This window comes from Lysinibacillus sp. G1-3 (assembly GCF_056322905.1).
This window is the reverse complement of sequence record NZ_JBWHYQ010000017.1, coordinates 63,543-83,026: the sequence shown is the minus strand read 5'-3', so window position 1 is coordinate 83,026 and position 19,484 is coordinate 63,543. Positions and strand designations below refer to the sequence as shown.

At 38.0% G+C, this 19,484-nt stretch carries 16 protein-coding genes and 1 other annotated feature; of the genes, 9 read left to right on the top strand and 7 right to left on the bottom strand.

The window, feature by feature from the left end:
* The first annotated feature begins 31 nt into the window (after positions 1-31).
* From ACVYAD_RS18280 to ACVYAD_RS18270, 3 genes are all read left to right on the top strand, one after another.
* Positions 32-1,537 (top strand): coproporphyrinogen III oxidase, encoded by a 1,506-nt coding sequence (locus ACVYAD_RS18280; RefSeq protein ID WP_476427388.1) that lies wholly within the window; start codon positions 32-34, stop codon positions 1,535-1,537.
* Positions 1,538-1,721: 184 nt separating this feature from the next.
* A complete protein-coding gene (locus ACVYAD_RS18275) occupies positions 1,722-2,867 on the top strand; it encodes a glycerate kinase (RefSeq protein WP_476427387.1) in 1,146 nt (381 codons plus the stop codon).
* A 354-nt stretch (positions 2,868-3,221) separates the two neighbouring features.
* Complete coding sequence (locus ACVYAD_RS18270) at positions 3,222-4,010, top strand: HAD family hydrolase (RefSeq protein ID WP_476427386.1); 789 nt, start codon at positions 3,222-3,224, stop codon at positions 4,008-4,010.
* Between the two features lie 224 nt (positions 4,011-4,234).
* Here the strand turns inward: ACVYAD_RS18270 and serA are convergent, their stop codons facing one another.
* Complete coding sequence (serA, locus tag ACVYAD_RS18265; protein ID WP_349661979.1) at positions 4,235-5,842, bottom strand: phosphoglycerate dehydrogenase; 1,608 nt, start codon at positions 5,840-5,842, stop codon at positions 4,235-4,237.
* 365 nt (positions 5,843-6,207) lie between these two features.
* Positions 6,208-6,446: a binding site (T-box leader), on the bottom strand.
* A 376-nt stretch (positions 6,447-6,822) separates the two neighbouring features.
* Between serA and ACVYAD_RS18260 the strand changes: the two genes are divergently transcribed.
* Positions 6,823-8,475 carry an FAD-binding dehydrogenase gene (locus tag ACVYAD_RS18260; RefSeq protein ID WP_476427385.1) on the top strand — a complete coding sequence of 551 codons (1,653 nt, stop codon included), beginning with the start codon at positions 6,823-6,825 and terminating at the stop codon, positions 8,473-8,475.
* Between the two features lie 114 nt (positions 8,476-8,589).
* On the opposite strand, the gene trhO is transcribed toward ACVYAD_RS18260, so the two are convergent.
* Positions 8,590-9,561, bottom strand: coding sequence for an oxygen-dependent tRNA uridine(34) hydroxylase TrhO (gene trhO / locus ACVYAD_RS18255; RefSeq protein ID WP_476427384.1), 972 nt, complete (start codon positions 9,559-9,561; stop codon positions 8,590-8,592).
* A gap of 138 nt (positions 9,562-9,699) precedes the next feature.
* On the opposite strand from trhO, the gene ACVYAD_RS18250 reads away from it, so the two are divergent.
* Positions 9,700-10,482, top strand: coding sequence for an enoyl-CoA hydratase (locus ACVYAD_RS18250; RefSeq protein ID WP_476427383.1), 783 nt, complete (start codon positions 9,700-9,702; stop codon positions 10,480-10,482).
* Between the two features lie 226 nt (positions 10,483-10,708).
* Here the strand turns inward: ACVYAD_RS18250 and ACVYAD_RS18245 are convergent, their stop codons facing one another.
* Positions 10,709-10,894, bottom strand: a complete 186-nt coding sequence (locus ACVYAD_RS18245) for a YhzD family protein (RefSeq protein ID WP_349661963.1) — start codon at positions 10,892-10,894, stop codon at positions 10,709-10,711.
* A gap of 348 nt (positions 10,895-11,242) precedes the next feature.
* On the opposite strand from ACVYAD_RS18245, the gene ACVYAD_RS18240 reads away from it, so the two are divergent.
* Genes ACVYAD_RS18240 through yhaM form a run of 3 tightly spaced genes read left to right on the top strand, consistent with a single transcriptional unit; the run spans position 11,243 to position 16,286 of the window.
* Positions 11,243-12,457 carry a metallophosphoesterase family protein gene (locus ACVYAD_RS18240; protein WP_349661962.1) on the top strand — a complete coding sequence of 405 codons (1,215 nt, stop codon included), beginning with the start codon at positions 11,243-11,245 and terminating at the stop codon, positions 12,455-12,457.
* 5 nt (positions 12,458-12,462) lie between these two features.
* A complete protein-coding gene (locus ACVYAD_RS18235; protein ID WP_476427382.1) occupies positions 12,463-15,354 on the top strand; it encodes an ATP-binding protein in 2,892 nt (963 codons plus the stop codon).
* Positions 15,351-16,286: a 3'-5' exoribonuclease YhaM gene (gene yhaM, locus ACVYAD_RS18230; RefSeq protein ID WP_349661960.1), complete on the top strand. Its 936-nt coding sequence runs from the start codon at positions 15,351-15,353 to the stop codon at positions 16,284-16,286. Before ACVYAD_RS18235 ends, yhaM begins: the two co-directional genes overlap by 4 nt.
* 117 nt (positions 16,287-16,403) lie before the next feature.
* Here yhaM and ACVYAD_RS18225 read toward each other — a convergent pair whose 3' ends face one another.
* Positions 16,404-17,375: a peptidylprolyl isomerase gene (locus tag ACVYAD_RS18225; RefSeq protein ID WP_349661959.1), complete on the bottom strand. Its 972-nt coding sequence runs from the start codon at positions 17,373-17,375 to the stop codon at positions 16,404-16,406.
* Between the two features lie 144 nt (positions 17,376-17,519).
* On the opposite strand from ACVYAD_RS18225, the gene ACVYAD_RS18220 reads away from it, so the two are divergent.
* Positions 17,520-17,633, top strand: coding sequence for a YjcZ family sporulation protein (locus ACVYAD_RS18220; protein ID WP_079563330.1), 114 nt, complete (start codon positions 17,520-17,522; stop codon positions 17,631-17,633).
* A 169-nt stretch (positions 17,634-17,802) separates the two neighbouring features.
* Here the strand turns inward: ACVYAD_RS18220 and ACVYAD_RS18215 are convergent, their stop codons facing one another.
* From ACVYAD_RS18215 to ACVYAD_RS18205, 3 genes are all read right to left on the bottom strand, one after another.
* Entirely contained in the window at positions 17,803-17,988 is a 186-nt protein-coding gene (locus ACVYAD_RS18215) for a hypothetical protein (RefSeq protein WP_079563331.1), read from the bottom strand.
* Between the two features lie 70 nt (positions 17,989-18,058).
* Positions 18,059-18,604 carry a DUF3267 domain-containing protein gene (locus ACVYAD_RS18210; RefSeq protein ID WP_476427381.1) on the bottom strand — a complete coding sequence of 182 codons (546 nt, stop codon included), beginning with the start codon at positions 18,602-18,604 and terminating at the stop codon, positions 18,059-18,061.
* Between the two features lie 175 nt (positions 18,605-18,779).
* Positions 18,780-19,340: an HTH-type transcriptional regulator Hpr gene (locus ACVYAD_RS18205; protein WP_079563333.1), complete on the bottom strand. Its 561-nt coding sequence runs from the start codon at positions 19,338-19,340 to the stop codon at positions 18,780-18,782.
* Positions 19,341-19,484 lie beyond the last annotated feature (144 nt).

The following is a 19,484-nucleotide window of genomic DNA, read 5'->3' as shown; positions in this document are numbered from 1 at the left end:
CTGTAATTTTTGAGAGAAAAGAGCGAAGACAATGAAAATTATTCACATAGATCAAAAATATCCTGAGGATTGGATTCGCGTATTAAATCATATTGCGAATTTATTTTTTGAGGATTCCAAGTTAAAAGTAGAAGCTGAAGGAACAGATATGACAGTGTCATTCGAATATAACATTGGTGATGATTTTTCCATTGCTACAAAAGCTGTGCTTGAGGTAGATGGTAAGCGTTATACGAATGATTACCGTATTCAATACGAATCTGGGGCTGAAGGACGTGAGCTAAATATTCGTATGAAGCGTGCTTTGTCACACGTATTTTTAGATGTGCTAGAGCAACATACGGGCATGCAACAACAGTGGGGGATTTTAACAGGCGTACGTCCGACAAAGTTGTACCATAAATTTCGAAAGGCTGGAAAAAGCGATGAAGAAATTGCTGATATCCTAATTCGTGATTTCCGTCTGTCAAAAGAAAAGGTATCGCTACTAAAAGAAATAGTTGAACGTCAGTTAGTGACAATTCCTGATATAGATGAAATCGGTAAAGAAATAAGTATTTATATTGGCATTCCTTTTTGCCCGACTAAATGTGCCTATTGTACTTTCCCAGCGTATGCAATTGGCAGCAATCGTAAGCAAGGGCGAGTGGCAACATTTTTAGATGGATTGCATATTGAATTACGTGAAATGGGTAAATGGCTGAAGGACAATAATATGAAAATCACATCTATTTATTGGGGTGGTGGTACACCGACATCTATCGAAGCGGATGAAATGGATGCATTGTATCAGACGATGTATGACTCCTTCCCAAATCCTGAAACAATCCGTGAAGTAACTGTTGAAGCGGGCAGACCTGATACGATTACGCCTGAAAAACTAGAAGTGTTAAAAAAATGGGGCATTGACCGAATAAGTGTTAATCCACAATCGTACACAGATGAGACCCTTAAAGCAATTGGTCGCCATCATACGGTACAAGAAACAATTGATAAGTTCTGGTTAGCGCGTGAATCAGGCATGAATAATATTAATATGGATTTAATTATTGGTTTGCCCAATGAAGGGATTGAAGAGTTCCAAAATTCATTAGATGAATCTGCAAAAATGCAGCCAGAATCGCTAACAGTACACACATTATCATTTAAACGTGCATCAGAAATGACACGTAATAAGGATAAGTACAAAGTAGCAGACCGTGATACTGTTGCAGAAATGATGCATATGGCGCAAGTATGGACGAAGGAAAATGAATATGTACCGTACTATTTATATCGTCAAAAAAATATTTTAGGTAATTTAGAAAATGTCGGCTACAGTAAAGCGGGCGAAGAAAGTATCTATAATATTGTCATCATGGAAGAAGTACAGACTATTCTAGGGATTGGCTGTGGAGCCTCCTCTAAATTTGTTCATCCTGAGACGGGAAAGATTACGCAGTTCCATAATCCAAAAGATCCTGCTGCCTACATCATGACGTTTGAAGAGGCAATCGGTAAAAAAATTGAGTTTTTAGATGAATTATATAAGGCATAAACAAGATGGCAATCTGATGTTTTTCAGGTTGCCTTTTTTTATTCCGATAAATCAGCATAATGTTCCGATAAAACTGGAAAATGTTCCGATAAATCCACGAAACATTCCGATAAAAGCTCAGGAATGTTTTTAGTCTGAATTATAATGGTGATAAGCGTCTAACTAAAATGAGCGGAGGTATAACATGAAAGTTGTTATTAGTCCAGATTCCTATAAGGGGACTTTGTCGGCCATCGAGGTAGCTAGTGCCATGCAGGCAGGAATATTGGATGTTGATCCATCGATTGAAACAGTCATTTTACCAGTTGCAGACGGTGGAGAAGGTACACTAGAAGCACTTGTTACTTCAACAGATGGTCATTATTTTTCGCACCGTGTGCTTGATCCATTGGGAAGAGAAATTAAAGCGAGATATGGTGTGCTTGGTGATAATGAAACATGTGTTATTGAAATGGCTCAAGCATCTGGAATTATGCTGTTGCAGGATGAAGAAAAAAATCCCGAGCTTGCATCGACGTATGGGACGGGGCAGCTAATCAAAGCTGCTCTTGATAAAGGGTTTAGAAAATTTATTGTCGGAATCGGCGGTAGTGCGACAAATGATGCTGGTATGGGCATGTTAAAGGCACTTGGATTGCAACTGAAAAAAGAAGATGGCACTTTAATTGCGGATGGAATATCGGCACTATTAGATTTAGCTTCAATTGATATCAGTCAGTTAGACCCCCGATTAGCTGAAGCGAAATTTATTATTGCCTGTGATGTTGATAATCCACTGATTGGAGAGCGAGGGGCAACAGCTATTTTTGGGCCTCAAAAGGGTGTTAAAGAGCATCAAATTGCTTATTTTGATAGCTGCTTAAAGCAGTTTGCGGACATTGTTGAAAAGCATGTTGGTATTCGATTACACGACTACAAAGGGGCAGGCGCTGCAGGTGGAATGGGAGGCGCGTTAATCGCCTTTTTAAACGGCAGTTTTCATGCAGGTATTGAGATTGTGATGAATGCAGTACAGTTAAAAAAGCATTTAGAAGGTGCCGAGTTTGTAATGACAGGTGAAGGAAAATCAGATCGCCAAACATTACATGGGAAAGCGCCATTAGGGGTGGCGAAGACTGCAACATTATCGAATGTACATGCTGTCTTATTGTCGGGGGCGATAGATGAAAATGATAAACCCGCATTACTTGAATCTTTTACTGTAGTTGAATCATTAGTAGATGAGACTATTAGTGTTCAGCAGGCAATGCAAGAGCCTTATTATTTTATTCGCATGAAAACAAAGAAAATAGTTGAGTATTATATACAAAATGGATATAAGTTTTATTGAAACGAGCAATTTAAATAAGTTGATCTTCGTTACGGCTGGGTGACTCCTTGGGGATCAGCGATAGAGGAACGAAGGCTAAAAGCATCACATCCTTGATAACGCCTTCGTGACCTACATCGAATGTTTTCTGTAGCGAAAGCAAAGCGGCAGCTACAAATGTTTTAACTGCACGAAAGCGAAGCGACAGCGGTAAATGTTTTAACTGCGCGAAAGCGAAGCGTCAGCGGTAAAGCGCCCGGCCGGAACGGAAATCAACCTTACGTTTTGACGATGAAAAAACCTTAAAACGCTATGCTAAATATTTTGAATATATGCTAAAATAATTATACTAATAGGAAGCTAGGAGCTGACACAATGTCAATTAACACAATTATTTTTGATTTAGATGATACGCTATTATGGGATAAAAAATCCGTCAAAACAGCATTTGAAAAAACGTGTGAGTACGTAGCAACAATACATAATGTGAATCCGGCTGAGCTTGAGGAAGCTGTGCGTAAAGAAGCACGTGCGCTTTACGAAGGCTATGAAACATATGATTATACGGTGTTAATCGGCATTAACCCATTTGAGGGACTTTGGGGAACATTCGATGATCCAACAGACTATTTCCAAAAAATGAAAAATATCGTACCAGGCTATCGTGCAGAGGCATGGACAAAAGGCTTAGCAGCTCTTGGCATTGATGATGCACAACTAGGGGCGGAGCTAGGGGAGCGCTTTGTGGCAGAGCGTAAAGTGTCTCCATTCTTATATGAAGATACTTTTGATGTCCTAGATAAGCTGAAAGGAAAGTATCAACTCGTATTACTGACAAATGGAGCACCAAGTTTACAAAATTTAAAGCTGGAAATAACACCAGAAATCGCGCCATATTTTGACCATATCATTATTTCTGGGGACTTTGGCAAAGGGAAACCGGATGCCTCTATTTTCGAACATGTAATGGAAAAAGCAAGTATTACAGCAGACGATGCAATCATGGTTGGCGATAACTTAAACACGGATATTTTAGGCTCATCTCGTGTTGGTATGCGTAACGTTTGGATCAATCGTGAAAACAATGCACCAAATGGCGTTGTCACTCCAACATATGAAGTTGATTCTTTAACTGCATTATTAGAACTAGTAAATAATCTATAGCAAAAAATGTACTGATTCATCAATGGATCAGTGCATTTTTTTGTTTCTTGAAATTTATCGAAACAGTTTGATGAAATATCGAAACAAATTGATGTTTTATCGAAACTTTTTAGCGAAATATCGAAACAAATTCAAGCTTTATCGAAACTTTCGCTAAAAATGCACAGGGGGAAATGATCAATAAAAAAGCAGGGAGTACAAATACTCCCTGCTTAAAAACAAAATTATAAGTTAATCGCTTTTACTTCATCAATATTTTCAAGCTGTGCAACGAATGTTAGATCTTCTTCTGATACAGCATTATCGACTGTTAGCATCATGACAGCTGTTCCACCAACTTGTGCACGACCAACTTGCATTGTTGCGATGTTCACATCTTTTTCTGCTAGCTTTGTTGCTACGCGGCCGATTGCACCTGGTTTGTCTGTGTTTTTAATGTAAAGAAGGTGACCTTGTGGAATAACGTCAACAACGTAGTCTTCTACTTTAACAATACGTGCACCTAAACCATTTAATAATGTACCAGCAACTGTGTGTGTTTCGTTAACTGTTTTAATTTCAATCGTAATTAAGCTAGTGAAGCCTTTAGCAGTTGTTGTTTTATGCTCATTTATTTTCATGCCGATACGTTCAGATAGGTAACGAGCATTTACGTCATTAACATGATTACCATGGTTTTTAGCTAATAAGCCTTTTAACGCGTTTGACGTTAATGGACGAACATCATAATTTGCTACTTCACCAGCATAAGATAAGTTGATTTCTTTCACAGGCTCAGTTGTAAGTTGAGATAAGAATGAACCAAGTTTTTCAGCTAATTCAAAGAATGGCTCAACTTGTGCAAGCAACTCTTTCGGAATAGATGGCATGTTCACTGGGTTAGTTACAGTACCTGTTTTATAAAATTTAATGATGTCGTTTGATACGTCAACAGCTACAGACTCTTGTGCCTCGATTGTAGATGCACCTAAGTGAGGTGTTGCGATTACTTGTGGTAAAGTAAGTAGCTTGTGATCTGTTGCTGGCTCAGTTACGAATACGTCAAGAGCAGCACCTGCTACTTTACCTGCTACGATTGCATCATATAAATCATCCTCGTTGATAATACCGCCACGTGCACAGTTAATGATACGCACGCCATCTTTCATCATAGCGAATTTCTCTTTGTTAATAAGGTTACGTGTTTCAGGAAGAAGAGGTGTGTGTACTGTAATGAAATCTGCTGCTGCACAAATTTCTTCAACTGTTGATTTTGTTACGCCTAACTCTTTAGCGCGTTCATCAGTTAAAAATGGATCATATGCCATAACGTTCATACGTTGACCTTTTGCACGATAAGCTACTTCCACACCGATACGACCGAAGCCTACAACACCTAAAGTTTTATTTTTAAGCTCAACCCCAACATAAGATTTACGATCCCATTTACCATTTTTAAGTGTATTGAATGCTTGTGGGATGTGACGAGCAAGTGAAGTCATCATGGCAATAGTGTGCTCAGCAGCAGAGTTAGTGTTACCGTCTGGTGCATTTACAACGATAATCCCATGTTCAGTTGCAGCAGTTAGATCGATGTTGTCTACACCTACTCCAGCACGTCCGATAAGTTTTAAGTTTTTAGCCGCTTCAATTACTTCGCGTGTTACCGTTGTTTGAGAACGTACTAGTAAAACATCTACATCTGCAATTTTTGCGATTAATTCTTCTGGTGCAAGACCAGTATCAACGATGATATTTAAGTCTAGATCTTGTTCTTGGCGTAGTGGGAAAATACCATCTTCACTTAGTGGATCAGCGATAAATACGTTAATTGCCTTTGTTGCAGTAGTCATTTGTAATGTAGTCATTTGTAATTAGCTCCTTTTAATTAAAAAATGTTAGTGTTCTTTATAGACGAAACAGTCTGAATTTTGTAGAGATAGTACATTTTACAGCGTACAAATCTCCTTTGTAGATATGAGAATAATATCAATTTCGCCTTGGCGTAATTGCGTCTGGATTTTGAATTGTGCTTAGGCCTGCAGGATGCAGGTCAGTTAGCCGTTTTCGCAGGATGCGAAGGTTTTAGGCTAACATCCTTATATTTATTCCTTTCAAAATCCATGACATCCACCAGAGGCTTTATCTTCATGTTGTAAGTGTTACAAAATGAAGATAAAAAAAGCCCTCCGCGCCTTACAAACACAGATATTGTGTTGTAAGGGGCGAAAGGCATAATAAACATTGGTTCGCGGTACCACCCTTAATCACTGCTTAAAAATTTCTAGCAGTCTTAGCTATATGCGTAACGTGCATGTGACGGATAAGCTTACTTTGGAGATGTTCGGCTTATCTATTCGGGAGTGGAACTATTATCGTAGAAATCACTGATTTACACCAACCATCAGCTCTCTTTGGATTTTCTTGCGACTAGCGTGTCTCCGTCGTTATATTTCCGTGTGATTTAATTGTTATCATCATAATCCTTATTGTTCACCTTTGTCAACAATATTTCTGAAAAAGATTAAATTTCACGACTAAGCACGTCGGTTAAACAACTAAAAACGAACATTGTTTTATTTAGTCATTAATATTGTTCGTTTTTTAGGGAAGGACAATAAAAGCGCTACCGATATATGTCAAGTCAGATCACATGGGCGTTTAACAAATATTTGAGGTCGAAAATTATACGGCAGAAACTTTCTTTGTTTAGTGGAGGAAAGCGAACATTTTTTTCTTGTCACATTTTTGTCAAAATTACGATGTGTAGAAGGTAAACCGCCAATTAGAGAAGAATGTAAGTAAAGGAAGATTGATTTTTAGGGGGTGCAGAATGATGTATGATGTAGCAATTGTCGGTGCAGGACTGGCAGGGTTAGTAGCTGCCTGTGAGTTAGCAGATGCAAAGAAAAAAATTCTATTAGTAGATCAAGAACCTGAAAATTCAATGGGGGGACAGGCATTTTGGTCCTTTGGGGGTATTTTTTTAGTGAATTCGCCCGAGCAAAGAAGGCTTGGTATTAAGGATAGTAAAGAGCTTGCGTGGCAGGATTGGCAAGGAACGGCTGGCTTCGATCGCTTGGAGGATGAAGATTCGTGGGCATACAAATGGGCTAGAGCTTATGTAGATTTTGCAGCTGGTGAAAAATATAGCTGGTTAAAGTCTATGGGGATTAAGTTTTTTCCAGTCGTCGGTTGGGCGGAACGAGGGGGATCCTTAGCAGGTGGCCACGGTAATTCAGTACCTAGATTCCATATCGTTTGGGGAACCGGACCAGGTATTGTAAAGCCTTTTGTTGAAAAAGTGAAAAAGGCCATAAAGAATGGTTTTATAGATTTTAAACCAAGACATCGTGTAGACGAATTTATGCAACAAGATGGAAGGATAACGGGGATTAGTGGAACAGTTTTGGCGCAAAGCTATGCAAATCGTGGTGAAAAAAGCTCTAGATTGGGTATAGGTGAATTTTCTTATGAAGCTGGGGCGGTTATTGTGGCCAGCGGTGGAATAGGTGCAAATTTTGATTTAGTTAGAAAAAGTTGGCCAGCACGACTTGGAACACCACCAAAAAATATGGTTTGTGGTGTACCTGCCTATGTAGATGGAAGAATGTTAGAAATTACGGAGCATGCTGGTGGACGTATCGTTAATCGAGACCGCATGTGGCATTATACGGAAGGCTTGAAAAATTGGGACCCAATTTGGCCCAATCACGGTATTCGAATTTTGCCGGGCCCTTCATCATTATGGTTTGATGCAGAGGGCAATCGATTTAGAGCACCTAATTTCCCTGGTTTTGATACGTTAAGCACATTAGAAGCCATTCAAAAAACTGGCTATGATTACTCATGGTTTATTTTAACGGAAAAAATTATTGAAAAAGAATTTGCCTTATCGGGCTCTGAGCAAAATCCTGATTTAACAAATAAAAGTATTACTGATGTTCTGAAACGTGTTTTGCCAGGACCACCTGCTCCCATTCAAGCATTTAAAAATTATGGTGAAGATTTTGTTATTGCTAATGATTTAAAGGAATTAGTTGATGGAATGAACAAATTGGCTGGTAATGACCTTCTCGATTTTATTAAAATAAAAGAGCAAATTTTAGCAAGGGATCGTGAAATGGACAATAAATTTTCAAAGGACTTACAGGTTAATGCTATTCATGGTGCAAGAAACTATGTAGGTGATAAATTTGTGCGCGTTGCGAAGCCCCATAAAATATTAGATCCTAACAATTGGCCACTTATTGCGGTTCGTTTAAATATTTTAACGCGTAAAACATTAGGGGGCTTACAGACGAATTTAAATGGTGCTGTGTTAGGTGCGGAGGGTCAGCCTGTACCAGGTTTATTTGCAGCTGGAGAAGTTAGTGGTTTTGGTGGTGGCGGTGTACATGGGTACCGTGCATTAGAGGGGACGTTTGTTGGTGGTTGTTTATTTAGTGGTCGTCAGGTAGGGCGTTACTTAGCAAAAGGAGAATGAAGGAAATTTAAGTGTGGAAAATCGCTTGGGTATGGCGAGGAAATGTAGTCCTTTGCAGAAATGAAGAAATCCTCAAAAAAGAGCATCACCACAAAATGGATGATGCTCTTTTTCTTATAAAGACGAATTTTGAACTTGAGCGATTTCAGCTATTTGTTCCTCAATCTGCTCTTTTGTCCAACCATTCTCTTCAACGAAGAAGTTACGTTCTGCGCGGCGGCATTCGTCTGAACAGCTACGCATATAAAAGGCCTCATGCTTTTCCTCGCAAAGCATTAATTTATGGCATTCAGGATTTGCACAGTTTGTATAACGTTCTGTCAGTCCTCCAGTAAAGAAATCCTTACCGACAATCACATGCTCAACTTGATTAATAGGTACACTGCGACGACGATCAAAGACGAACATTTGTCCATCCCATAGTTGACCTTTTACTTCAGGGTCTTTAGCATATGTGGCAATACCACCATGTAATTGGCCAACACTTTCTCCATAGCCTTCACGTTTTAACCAGCCAGAGAATTTTTCGCAGCGGATACCACCTGTGCAGTAAGTTAAAACTTTCTTGCCTTCAAAATCTTCTTTATGGGCCTCCATCCAAGCTGGTAGGTCGCGGAAGTTTTCAATATCTGGACGAATAGCGTCACGGAAATGTCCGAGGTCGTATTCATAATCATTGCGTGCATCAATAACTACTGTATTATCTTCCTGCATACGTTCCATAAATTCCTTTGGTGATAAATAATCTCCTGTTATTTCTAAAGGATTAATATCATCTTCTAAACCAAGGTGCACAATTTCTCGACGAGGGCGCACATGCATTTTTTTAAAGGTATGTCCTTCAACTTCATCAATTTTCCACATAATGTCGCTAAAACGTGGATCTGCCTTCATATGATTCATGTAAGCATCAGTTTGTTCGACTGTACCTGAAACGGTTCCGTTAATGCCTTCAAAGCCTACTAAAATACGACCAAGAAGCCCAATATCTTTACAAAGTGCTAAATGTTCCTCTGCGAATGCCGCTGGGTCTTCAATAGCTATATATTTATAATAAAGTAATACACGATAGTCTTTCTGTGTCACAATTATTAACCACCTTTAAATCAATATTCGTCATTAAATATAGCATATCAAGTGCAATTTTGCGTAGGATAGAAGGAGTTTTCTAAAAAAGCACGAATAGTACATAGTGAATGACTATTCACATTTGGGGGTGTTGGGATGGAATTTTCAACGATTACATTAGAGAAATTAGAACGCCGTGCAACATTAACATTAAATCGTCCACATGCCATGAATGCTATGGACGATGTGATGATGCGCGAACTAGCAGAATGCTTTGAGGCACTACAGCAAGAACAAGAAATACAAATTCTCGTTATTCGCGGAGAAGGAAAAGTCTTTTCAGCAGGTGGCGATATTAAAGCGATGCTAGATCCGGATAAGCCACTTAATATTAATGAGGCAATGATTTATTTAACACGAATTGTCAAAGCATATTACCAGCTACCGATGATCGTCATTGCAGCGGTTCATGGAGCGTCAGCTGGATTAGGCTTTAGTCTAGCTCTAGGGGCAGACATAGTGGTGGCATGTGAAAATAGTAAGCTCGCTATGAACTTCATAGGCATAGGGCTCATCCCTGATGGTGGCGGCCATTTCTTTATGAAGGAACGTGTTGGTACTGTCAAAGCTAAACAAATGATTTGGGAAGGAAAGGTGCTAACTGCATCTGAAGCACATGATGAAGGGTTAATTGACTACGTTGCAACAGATGGGACTGTTTTTGCAATTACTGACCAACTAGTAGGAAAAATGCTTGCTTCTCCAATTGCATCGATGATTACGACTAAAAAAATTCTACATGCTCAAAATTTACCGCAATTAGAGAGTATTTTATCTATGGAAGCAGCGGGGCAAGAAGCGATGCGTAAAACGACGGATCATTTAGAGGGAATTCATGCATTTGTAGAAAAAAGAGCACCGGCTTTTGTAGGAAAATAGATTTAACTTCTTTCAAAGGGTGTCAAAACGCCCTTTAAAATAGAGGAACTCAGTCTAAAAACATCACGTCCTGTGGCGATTTGACTGTGCGAAAGCGAAGCGACAGCAACAAGGTTTTGACTGTGCGAAAGCGAAGCGACAGCAACAACAATACACGACTGAGTGGCAACATGTTGGCCTAAAAGGCGCGTAGTAAAGTGTACTACGTGCCTTTTACTAGCCATTTTTAGACATGAAACAAGATTAATTTACCCGAAGAGTTAACAAGACGATGAGTTTTGTTAGTAACACCTTTTTCTTCGATCTGCTGTAAACCACCGATTTTTGCAGCCTCATCGTTTTCGAAAGTCCAAGTTTCATCAAATAATGTTTCCCCAGTTTTTTCAAAAGCCGTAAAGCGATAATTCTCCATACAAATCCCACCCTTTACTTAAATATATATCTATTATACATAGAAGATTTATAAACTTCACGGTAAAACTAGCGGATATTTCAATAAATTATGAAAGTTGTGGAAAGTTTAAGGCAGTACTAAAAATGAATATTTGTTGAATACATTTCTCATCTAGTGTGAAGTATGATAATATAGAACAAATATTCGGTTTCGGCGTGATTCACGAATGTCTCATTATAAAAATGAGATATGTAAAAATTGATAAATTATAAAATCGGCGATTCCGATGTACTCAATAATTTACTGCGTTGCGAGTGAAAAAGAATGAAGTTAAGGTATAGATTATTTAATACTTGAGGTGGTTGGATGTCAGCAATTCGTTTTTTCCATATGGCGGATTTACATTTAGATAGTCCATTTAAGGGCTTATTTGGTTTACCCGAACAAAATTTCAAAAAGATTCGAACAAGTACTTTCGAAGCTTTTGATAAAATTATTCAGAAAGCTATTCAGGAGAAACCTGATTTCTTACTGATTGTCGGTGATATATATGATGGTGAAAATCGAAGCTTACAGGCACAAAGACGATTTCAAGAGGCTATGGAAAAACTCTTTCAGCATAATATCCCTGTCATTTTAAGTTATGGGAATCATGATCACTTAAATGGTGCTTGGACGCGTTTTGCTTTACCGAGTAATGTTTATGAGTTACCAGCTGAAACTAGTGTTGTGCAATTAAACATACGTGGTCAACAAGTCAATATTTATGGCTTCAGCTATAGTGACCGTCATATAACGAAATCAATGATCGATAGTTATCCTGTTGCACAGGACCAGCATGTTATTCATATTGGTATGCTTCACGGTAGTGAGGCTGGCGATACTTCACATGCTGTTTACGCCCCTTTCACAAAAGATCAACTTCTTGAAAAGAACTATCATTACTGGGCTTTAGGGCATATTCATAAACGACAATTTTTACATCAAAATCCACCGATTGTTTATCCAGGCAATATTCAAAGCCGACATCGGAAAGAGCAAGGGATAAAGGGCTTCTATGACGTAACTTTGTCACAAACCTCTACAGATTTGGAATTTGTACCGACATCTGCTGTTGTTTATAACACGGTAGAAGTGGATTGTACGAATGTGTTTCATGCAAATGAGCTACTTAAAAAATGTGAAGAAGCCCTGATGCTTAATCGCGGGGAGTTTGGGGCGTCTGTTGTTGAACTTCATTTGAAAAATATAGATGAACAATCACAATCTTTATTTGAACATGCTACAGTTGACGCATGGCTAGAAACTATTCGAGAAGCCGAGGATGGAATTGAACCGATGTGCTGGGTACAAAAGCTCGTGTTACACCAAGCGTCCATATTGTATGAGCATACTGCTGCGACTGAATCCGTGATGAATTTAATGGAGGAATGGAATATTTCAGAATGGAAGGATATTTTAAAGGAACTATACCAACATGCTGGCGGTGCAAGGCTGATTGAACCTTTAACAGAGCAGGACATTAAAAATTTAATGCACGACGCACAAGAATTATTAGCGGAAGAAATTCAAAGGGCGTGAATAACATGCTAACGATACAAAAAATCCAAATTTATGGCTTTGGCAAGCATGAAAATATCACCATTACTTTACGCGAAGGGGTTACCATTTTTTATGGTATGAATGAAGCGGGGAAAACGACCATTCAACAGTTTATTTTACAAATGCTTTTTGGATTTCCTACGAGGCAGCAGGCACAACGTAAATATGAGCCGAAAGCATCGACTAAATTCGGTGGTCAGCTGACGATTTGGCATCCAACGTATGGGCAATGCACGATCGAACGTATGAAAGGAAAGGCAGCTGGAGATGTTACAGTTTATTTAGAAGACGGAACAATGGGGCATGAGGAGCTTTTAGCAAAGCTCTTATATGGTTATTCAAAAGCCTCCTTTGAGTCTATTTTCTCCTTTTCATTACACGAGCTACAGGGCATTGAAAAAATGTCAGAGGAAGAGCTAACACATTTGTTACTTGCCTCTGGAACAACTGGGATCCAACAACTGTCATCTTTAGAAAAAAAGTTGGACAAAGATGCTAGTGAGCTTTTTAAAAAAGCAGGAAAAGTGCCACTCATTAATCAAAAATTGGAGCATTTAAAAAAGCTAGAACGTACGATTAAACAAGAGCAAGGTAATATTCAAACCTTTGAGGATAAATTATTACAATTAAAGCAGCTCGATTTAAGGCTAGAAGGCTTATATAGTCAGCAAAAAACAGAGCAGCAAAATTGGCAGCAACTCACAATTCTGAAGCAGGCTATGCCACTTCTAAAGCAGCAAAAAGCTTTCGAAAAGACGCAAAATAGCTATGAACATGTGCAGTTTCCTCCAGAAGGGATCCGACGCTATGAGCAATTAAAGGATCGACTTATGCATGAAACACTGCAAATGGAGCAGCTGAAGGAGCAGTATGAGGGACTGCAACGTAAGCTACAATTAGCATTGGACGAGCAAGTTATTACTGAAATGTCTCATCTTGTGAACAAGGAAGCAACATGGAATCAGTTAGTTGTAAAGGAACAGAGCTTAATGGATGAGCTGTATTTAATCGAGCAAGAAATAGAAGCTCAGTTTCGTTTATTAGGTGTTCAGGAAAAAACAGCGCAGGATATTTTGCTTGAAGAAACCGTATCATTACAGCAAGAGGAACAATTTCAACAACAGTTAAGCCTATTGGAAGAAGCAGAAGAAGAGCTGAAATTTCATTTGCGTTCGTTAGAGCAACTACATGCAGAATTAGATACAATTGCTCAACTGCAACAACAGCTTCACCAGGAGTCATTAACTACGGAGGAAGAACATATTTTAGCACAGTGGCCACAGCGTAAACGAAAGCTTGAACAATTGCGTTATGGAAGGTCACAACGCTCGAAACAACAACAACCAAGTATTTTTATATTTATTGTATTAGCCATAAGTGTACTGTCGTGTATCTATGGTGTTATGGAAAAAAATATGGCTGTTATCGTTGTAGGAGCGGTTATGTCACTCGTCATTATTTTATATTTAAAATTTGCTAGACAAGCTCATGAAGCGCCGAGTAAACAACAGAGTCAGCAAATGCGAGAGTTAGAGCAGGAGGAAAATATTGCTCAGACTATCCTACTAAAAAAACAAAAATTTGAGGATCGCTTGTTGCATGCAAATGAGCAACAGCAAGAAAAAGAACGTCAATATGTGAAACTTGAATATAAAATTCAACGGGCTGAGCAGGTAAGTGAAGAGGCCACTCAGTCACTTCACCATTTTTTAGGGCGCTATCGGTTAGAGGGAAATATACCGAAAACATTATTACCAGAACTGTTTATGCGCATTCGTGGTGCTCAAGAGTTGGCAGCGAAAAAGAAGAGTACATTTACGCTTTTACAAACGGTACAAGCGGAGAAAAACGAGTTACTAGAACAGATACAGCGAGTCTTAAAGACAGAGTATAGTGAGCAAGAAATCTTTATGCATTTACGTACTACATTCCTTACTTTACAGCAGGAGCAACAAATATCCCAACAAGCAAAAGAGCAGTTGACTAGTCTGCAGACTAAAATGCAAGGAGTGCAATCACGTATAAACAGCTATGAGTCTGAAATTACTCAGTTATTTAATGCTGCGAATGTACAAACAGAGAAGGGCTATTATGAAGCACATGAACAATTTGAGCAACAACAACAAATAAAAACAGAACTTCAAGCCATCCAGAGTCAGCTAGCCTCGCTAAATGTAGACAACAAACAGTCCCTGCTAGAAGAGGAACAGCTAAATGAAAAACTGCTTACTTTAGAAGAAGAGCGAGGGACAATGCAGGTAGCGATCGATCATTGCTTAGAACAACGAGCGACACTGCAAATCCAAAAGGAGAATCTTCTAAATGACGAGAAATATGGCCAGTTGCTTCAACAGTTTGAGGAAGAGAAAGCAGTGTTGCAACAGCTGATAGGACAATGGGCTTCAAAAAAAGCATTGGCTACTGCAATCCATGAAACATTGTTCCACCTAAGAGAAGAAAAACTACCGCATGTTTTGACAGAAGTTAATGCAATATTTAATTTGTTTACAGGTGGGCGTTACGATAAGCTTTTAATTAACGATGAAGGCTATTTTGTTGCACAGGATGTTTCTGGATTACGTTATCAAATGGCAGAATTATCACAGGCTACAAAGGAGCAAGCTTATATTTCGTTGCGTATGGCACTAGCAAAAACGCTAACAACCTCTGCTCCATTTCCATTTATTATGGACGATCCTTTTGTCCATTTTGATCGAAACCGTACAGACAAAATGGTACAATTAATGAAAGAAGTAGGATATGAACGTCAAATTTTATATTTTACTTGCCATGACGCGATGCTCGAGCATTGGCAGAAAGACCAAATTGTCGATGTAGGAGCACTAGCAAATGAAAGGGGAGTGGCGTCAACATGAAGGGTATTACGACGCTCCAGGTTGGAGAATCAGTCGATCAATTTTTATTAATTAAACAGGCGACAAAAGGGGTTACCACAGTCGGAAAGCCATTTATGTCACTGTTATTACAAGATAAAAGTGGAGATATTGAAGCAAAGCTATGGGATACAAATGAAGATCATGAAAAAATGTATCACGCTGAAGCAATTGTCCGTGTAGGTGGAGAAATTCATGACTATCGTGGCAAAAATCAATTACGTATCAAGGCAATCCGTGTTGCAAAACCAGAGGAGGGAATTGCTATTAATGATTTAGTTCCTTCCTCGGCAACTCCGAAAGAAGAACTATATGAAGAATTGACGCAATTTTTCTTTGATATTAAAAATCCGAATATATCACGAATTACACGTGCAGCTATTAAAAAACATCAAGATGCTATTTTAGTCTATCCAGCTGCTACGAAAAATCATCATGATTATGCATCTGGTCTATTAGATCATATGGTGTCCATGTTGAGACTAGGAAAAGCAATTGCTGATTTATATCCTACATTAAATCGAGATCTGTTATATGCAGGGATTATTCTACATGATATTGGTAAAGTAGTTGAATTATCAGGACCTGTTGCAACAATGTATACGATTGAAGGGAATTTACTTGGTCATATTACCATTATGGTCAATGAAATCGCCAAGGTTGCTAGTGAACTAGAAATCGAGGGCGAGGAAGTCATGCTATTGCAACATATGGTACTATCTCACCACGGTAAAGAAGAATGGGGTAGCCCGAAAAAACCGATGATTCAAGAAGCGGAAATCTTACATTATATTGATAATATTGATGCGAAGATGAACATGCTAACACGAGCATTAGGCAAAACAGCGCCAGGCGAATTTACGGAAAGACTATTTCCACTTGATAATCGATCGTTTTATAAACCGACTATATAGTAAATTCAAAGGTTGGGGATTACATTCTTTTTCATTTAGCAGACAATTTTGTATAAAAAGGGTTACGCCTGTATCGGCGTAACCCTTTTTCATATAGTAAAGTAACAACTAGTAAGATTATTTTTCAGAATCTTTTTCTTTGTCGTCTTTACTTTCTTTTTGAGTTTTTTCTTCAGCTTTTTTAGCTGCTTCTTCAGCAGCTTTAGCTTGCTCCTCACTTGTTGTTGTAAGGGCTTCAATAGCAGATTTTAATTCTTTATCAGATGTTTTTACATCAGCATCTTTTGCCAATTTTGCAACGATGTCTTTAAGAATTTGTTGATCTTCACCTGTTTGCTTTAATTTAGCTAGCATTTGTGTACGGATGTTTTTCTCTTCATCTTTAAATGAGCCAACACCTTTTACATCACGCTTTTCCGTAACTTCAATAACGTGGAAACCAAAGCTTGATTGAACTGGTTCACTTAATGTTTTTAAAGGAAGGGCATAAGCCGCGTTATTAAATTCATCTACCATTGCACCAACAGAGAACCAACCTAGCTCTCCACCTTTTTCAGCAGAGCCAGTATCAGTTGAGTATTCTTTTGCTACATCTGCAAAAGAAGCGCCACCTTTAATTTTAGCAATTACTTCTTTAGCTGTTTTCTCATCTGCTACTAAAATATGGCGAGCATTTAACTCTGTTTTCATTTGCTCATAATGTTTTTTTACATCTTCTTCTTTAAACGCTTTATCTTGCATAGCCTTTTCTGAAAGAAGCTCGATACGTAAAGCATCTTTATAGCCTTCCTCAGTTAAGCCACTCTGAGCAAGTGCATCGGCAAAGCTATCACCGAATTGTGAAGCAGTTGCGTCATACGCCTCTTTGATTTCTTTATCTGATACTTTGTATTTATCAGCTAATACTTTTTCAGTCATCATCTGTTGAATTATATGAGAACCTGCTAAAGTTTTTGATGTTTTGTTAAAGTCAGCAACTGTAATGTCACCTACTTTTGAAGTTGCGATTGTTTTGTTGTCGTCTCCGCTACAAGCACCAAGTGCTAATACCGAAGCAGCTAATGTTAAAGATAAAACTGTCTTTTTCATAGTGGATATTCTCTCCTTATATGGTTTCGTCCCATTTTTTACTATAACATAAACGTTTTAAAAACAAAATGGTTCCCCCTTGAGTATAGCCTATATTTCAGATTTACAAGCGCATAGGATATAGAAAAGAAAGGGGGTGAAGTTATGGGCAGCGGAGGATACGGTGGCGGCGGTGGCTACGGCTCAGGCTCTGGCTTTGCTTTATTAGTTGTGTTATTTATTTTATTAATTATTGTTGGTGCAGCGTTCCTATACTAATTAATAAAAATGACGAAAAGCTAAGGGTTTAATATCCTTAGCTTTTTTAACATGTAAAGGCATTCGCGAGCCCGCTTGAAGTTACGTTACATTGATCAGATCGCGTGGTCACATAAGGTGTTCAATTTACCTCTGAACGTTGACTGGCGAGGATCACTTTTCTTTTTAACTATACTGCATATAAAACTTCAATATAAAATGAGACAAGTAAAATTGTAATAAGTATATTTATAGTTCGGAATACTTTTGGTTGGTTTTCTTCGGGAATTTCACGTCGCATGCACAGCGCATAAGTCATGCGGTTTATTTGAAATAAATAGAATACCGAGAATAGAACTACAATCATTAACAGCAAGTCTATTCCTCCCCTCTTTCAATATTAATAGCATAACAAAAAACGTTCATAAAACACAAGTACAAGCAATTTAGTGAATAGTAGGTGGCACTAAAATTTCATAGCCCTTAGGCGTCTCCTCAATCTGGGAGTCTTTAGGTGAATTCAATAAGTATTTTACATATAGAATATCTATTACACATAGACTACAGTGGTAAGCTAAAAGTAATGTACCATAATGAGTATACGCAGGGAATAGTAGTGTACCCAATAAAATGCTTGCATTTAGGACAATAAATGGTGAAAGTAAAGCTAAAATATAACGGTTTTTCGATAAAGGTTCACGGATACGCATGTGAAGAACAGGAATAACATAAAATTGGGTACGCACACGTAATTTTAAATGTTGGCGTAAATCATATAATGCTAGAAAGTGTAAGCATTTATGAATTGGATAGATTGCAAATATAGCAATAACAAAAAGCCAAAACAAACGATCGGTATAGTGCTCATCATTAAACAAATTAAAGGTCACATAGGAAAGCGAAAAGACAGTAAAAAAAACAAGTACAGACATGATCATAATACGCGTTGTTCCGTAATGATGTTCCAGATTTAATATTTTCCAACAATGCATGATTATCAACTCCGTAATATGAATGGTCTATTTAATTTAAATTGATTTATATTAGAATGCAAGAAAAAGGAGGTATCTCAGAAATATTTCTGAAATACCTCTTTAAATATACGTTTTTACGGCCATTAGGTTTAGATTACGAACAATTAACGCTAAAAGCCTAGTAGTTTCACTTTCATCCTTTTACAGTTGAACGTTCTTCAATAGTGTCAAAGGATTCACGGAAGTGCTGGAAGGAACGCTCAAAAATGTCGATGAAGTCCTCTCCGTATATATTGCGAATAACAGCCATAACATCTAAAAATTCTGGGAAGCGACCGTATAAGTCTTTTAAAGCTAATGAACCTTCTAACACAGAATGATACGTATTATGATAATTGCTATTCATTTCAACAATAAGTTCTGTACCTGCTTCTGTTAACTCAACATACGTATTACGCTTGTCGTCATCACGCTTTGAAAACTTAAGGAATCCACGCTCTTCTAATTTTTTTGAAAAATTAAATGCAGTGGAAACGTGCATTACCCCAAATTTCGCTACATCAGAAATTGAAGCCCCTTTTAAATGATACGAAATCCATAAAATATGATGTTCATTAATATTTAAATCGTAGGGTTTAATCCATTGCTGCCAATCTTTTTCAACTGCTTTCCATAAGGCTTTTGATATTTGTGCAATTCTTTGACTATAAAGCATCGCTTCTTTTTGAGTGTACAATTCCTCTGACAAAGCCATCACCTACTGCTTTCTTTAACATTTTAAAAATATTATAGCAATAAAGGAAAAAAGTTTAAAGTTAGAAAAATTAAAAAATTGAAAAGTGGTTAAAAAATAACATTTTGCCAATCGAAACTAATAAATATATATAATTTTAATTAG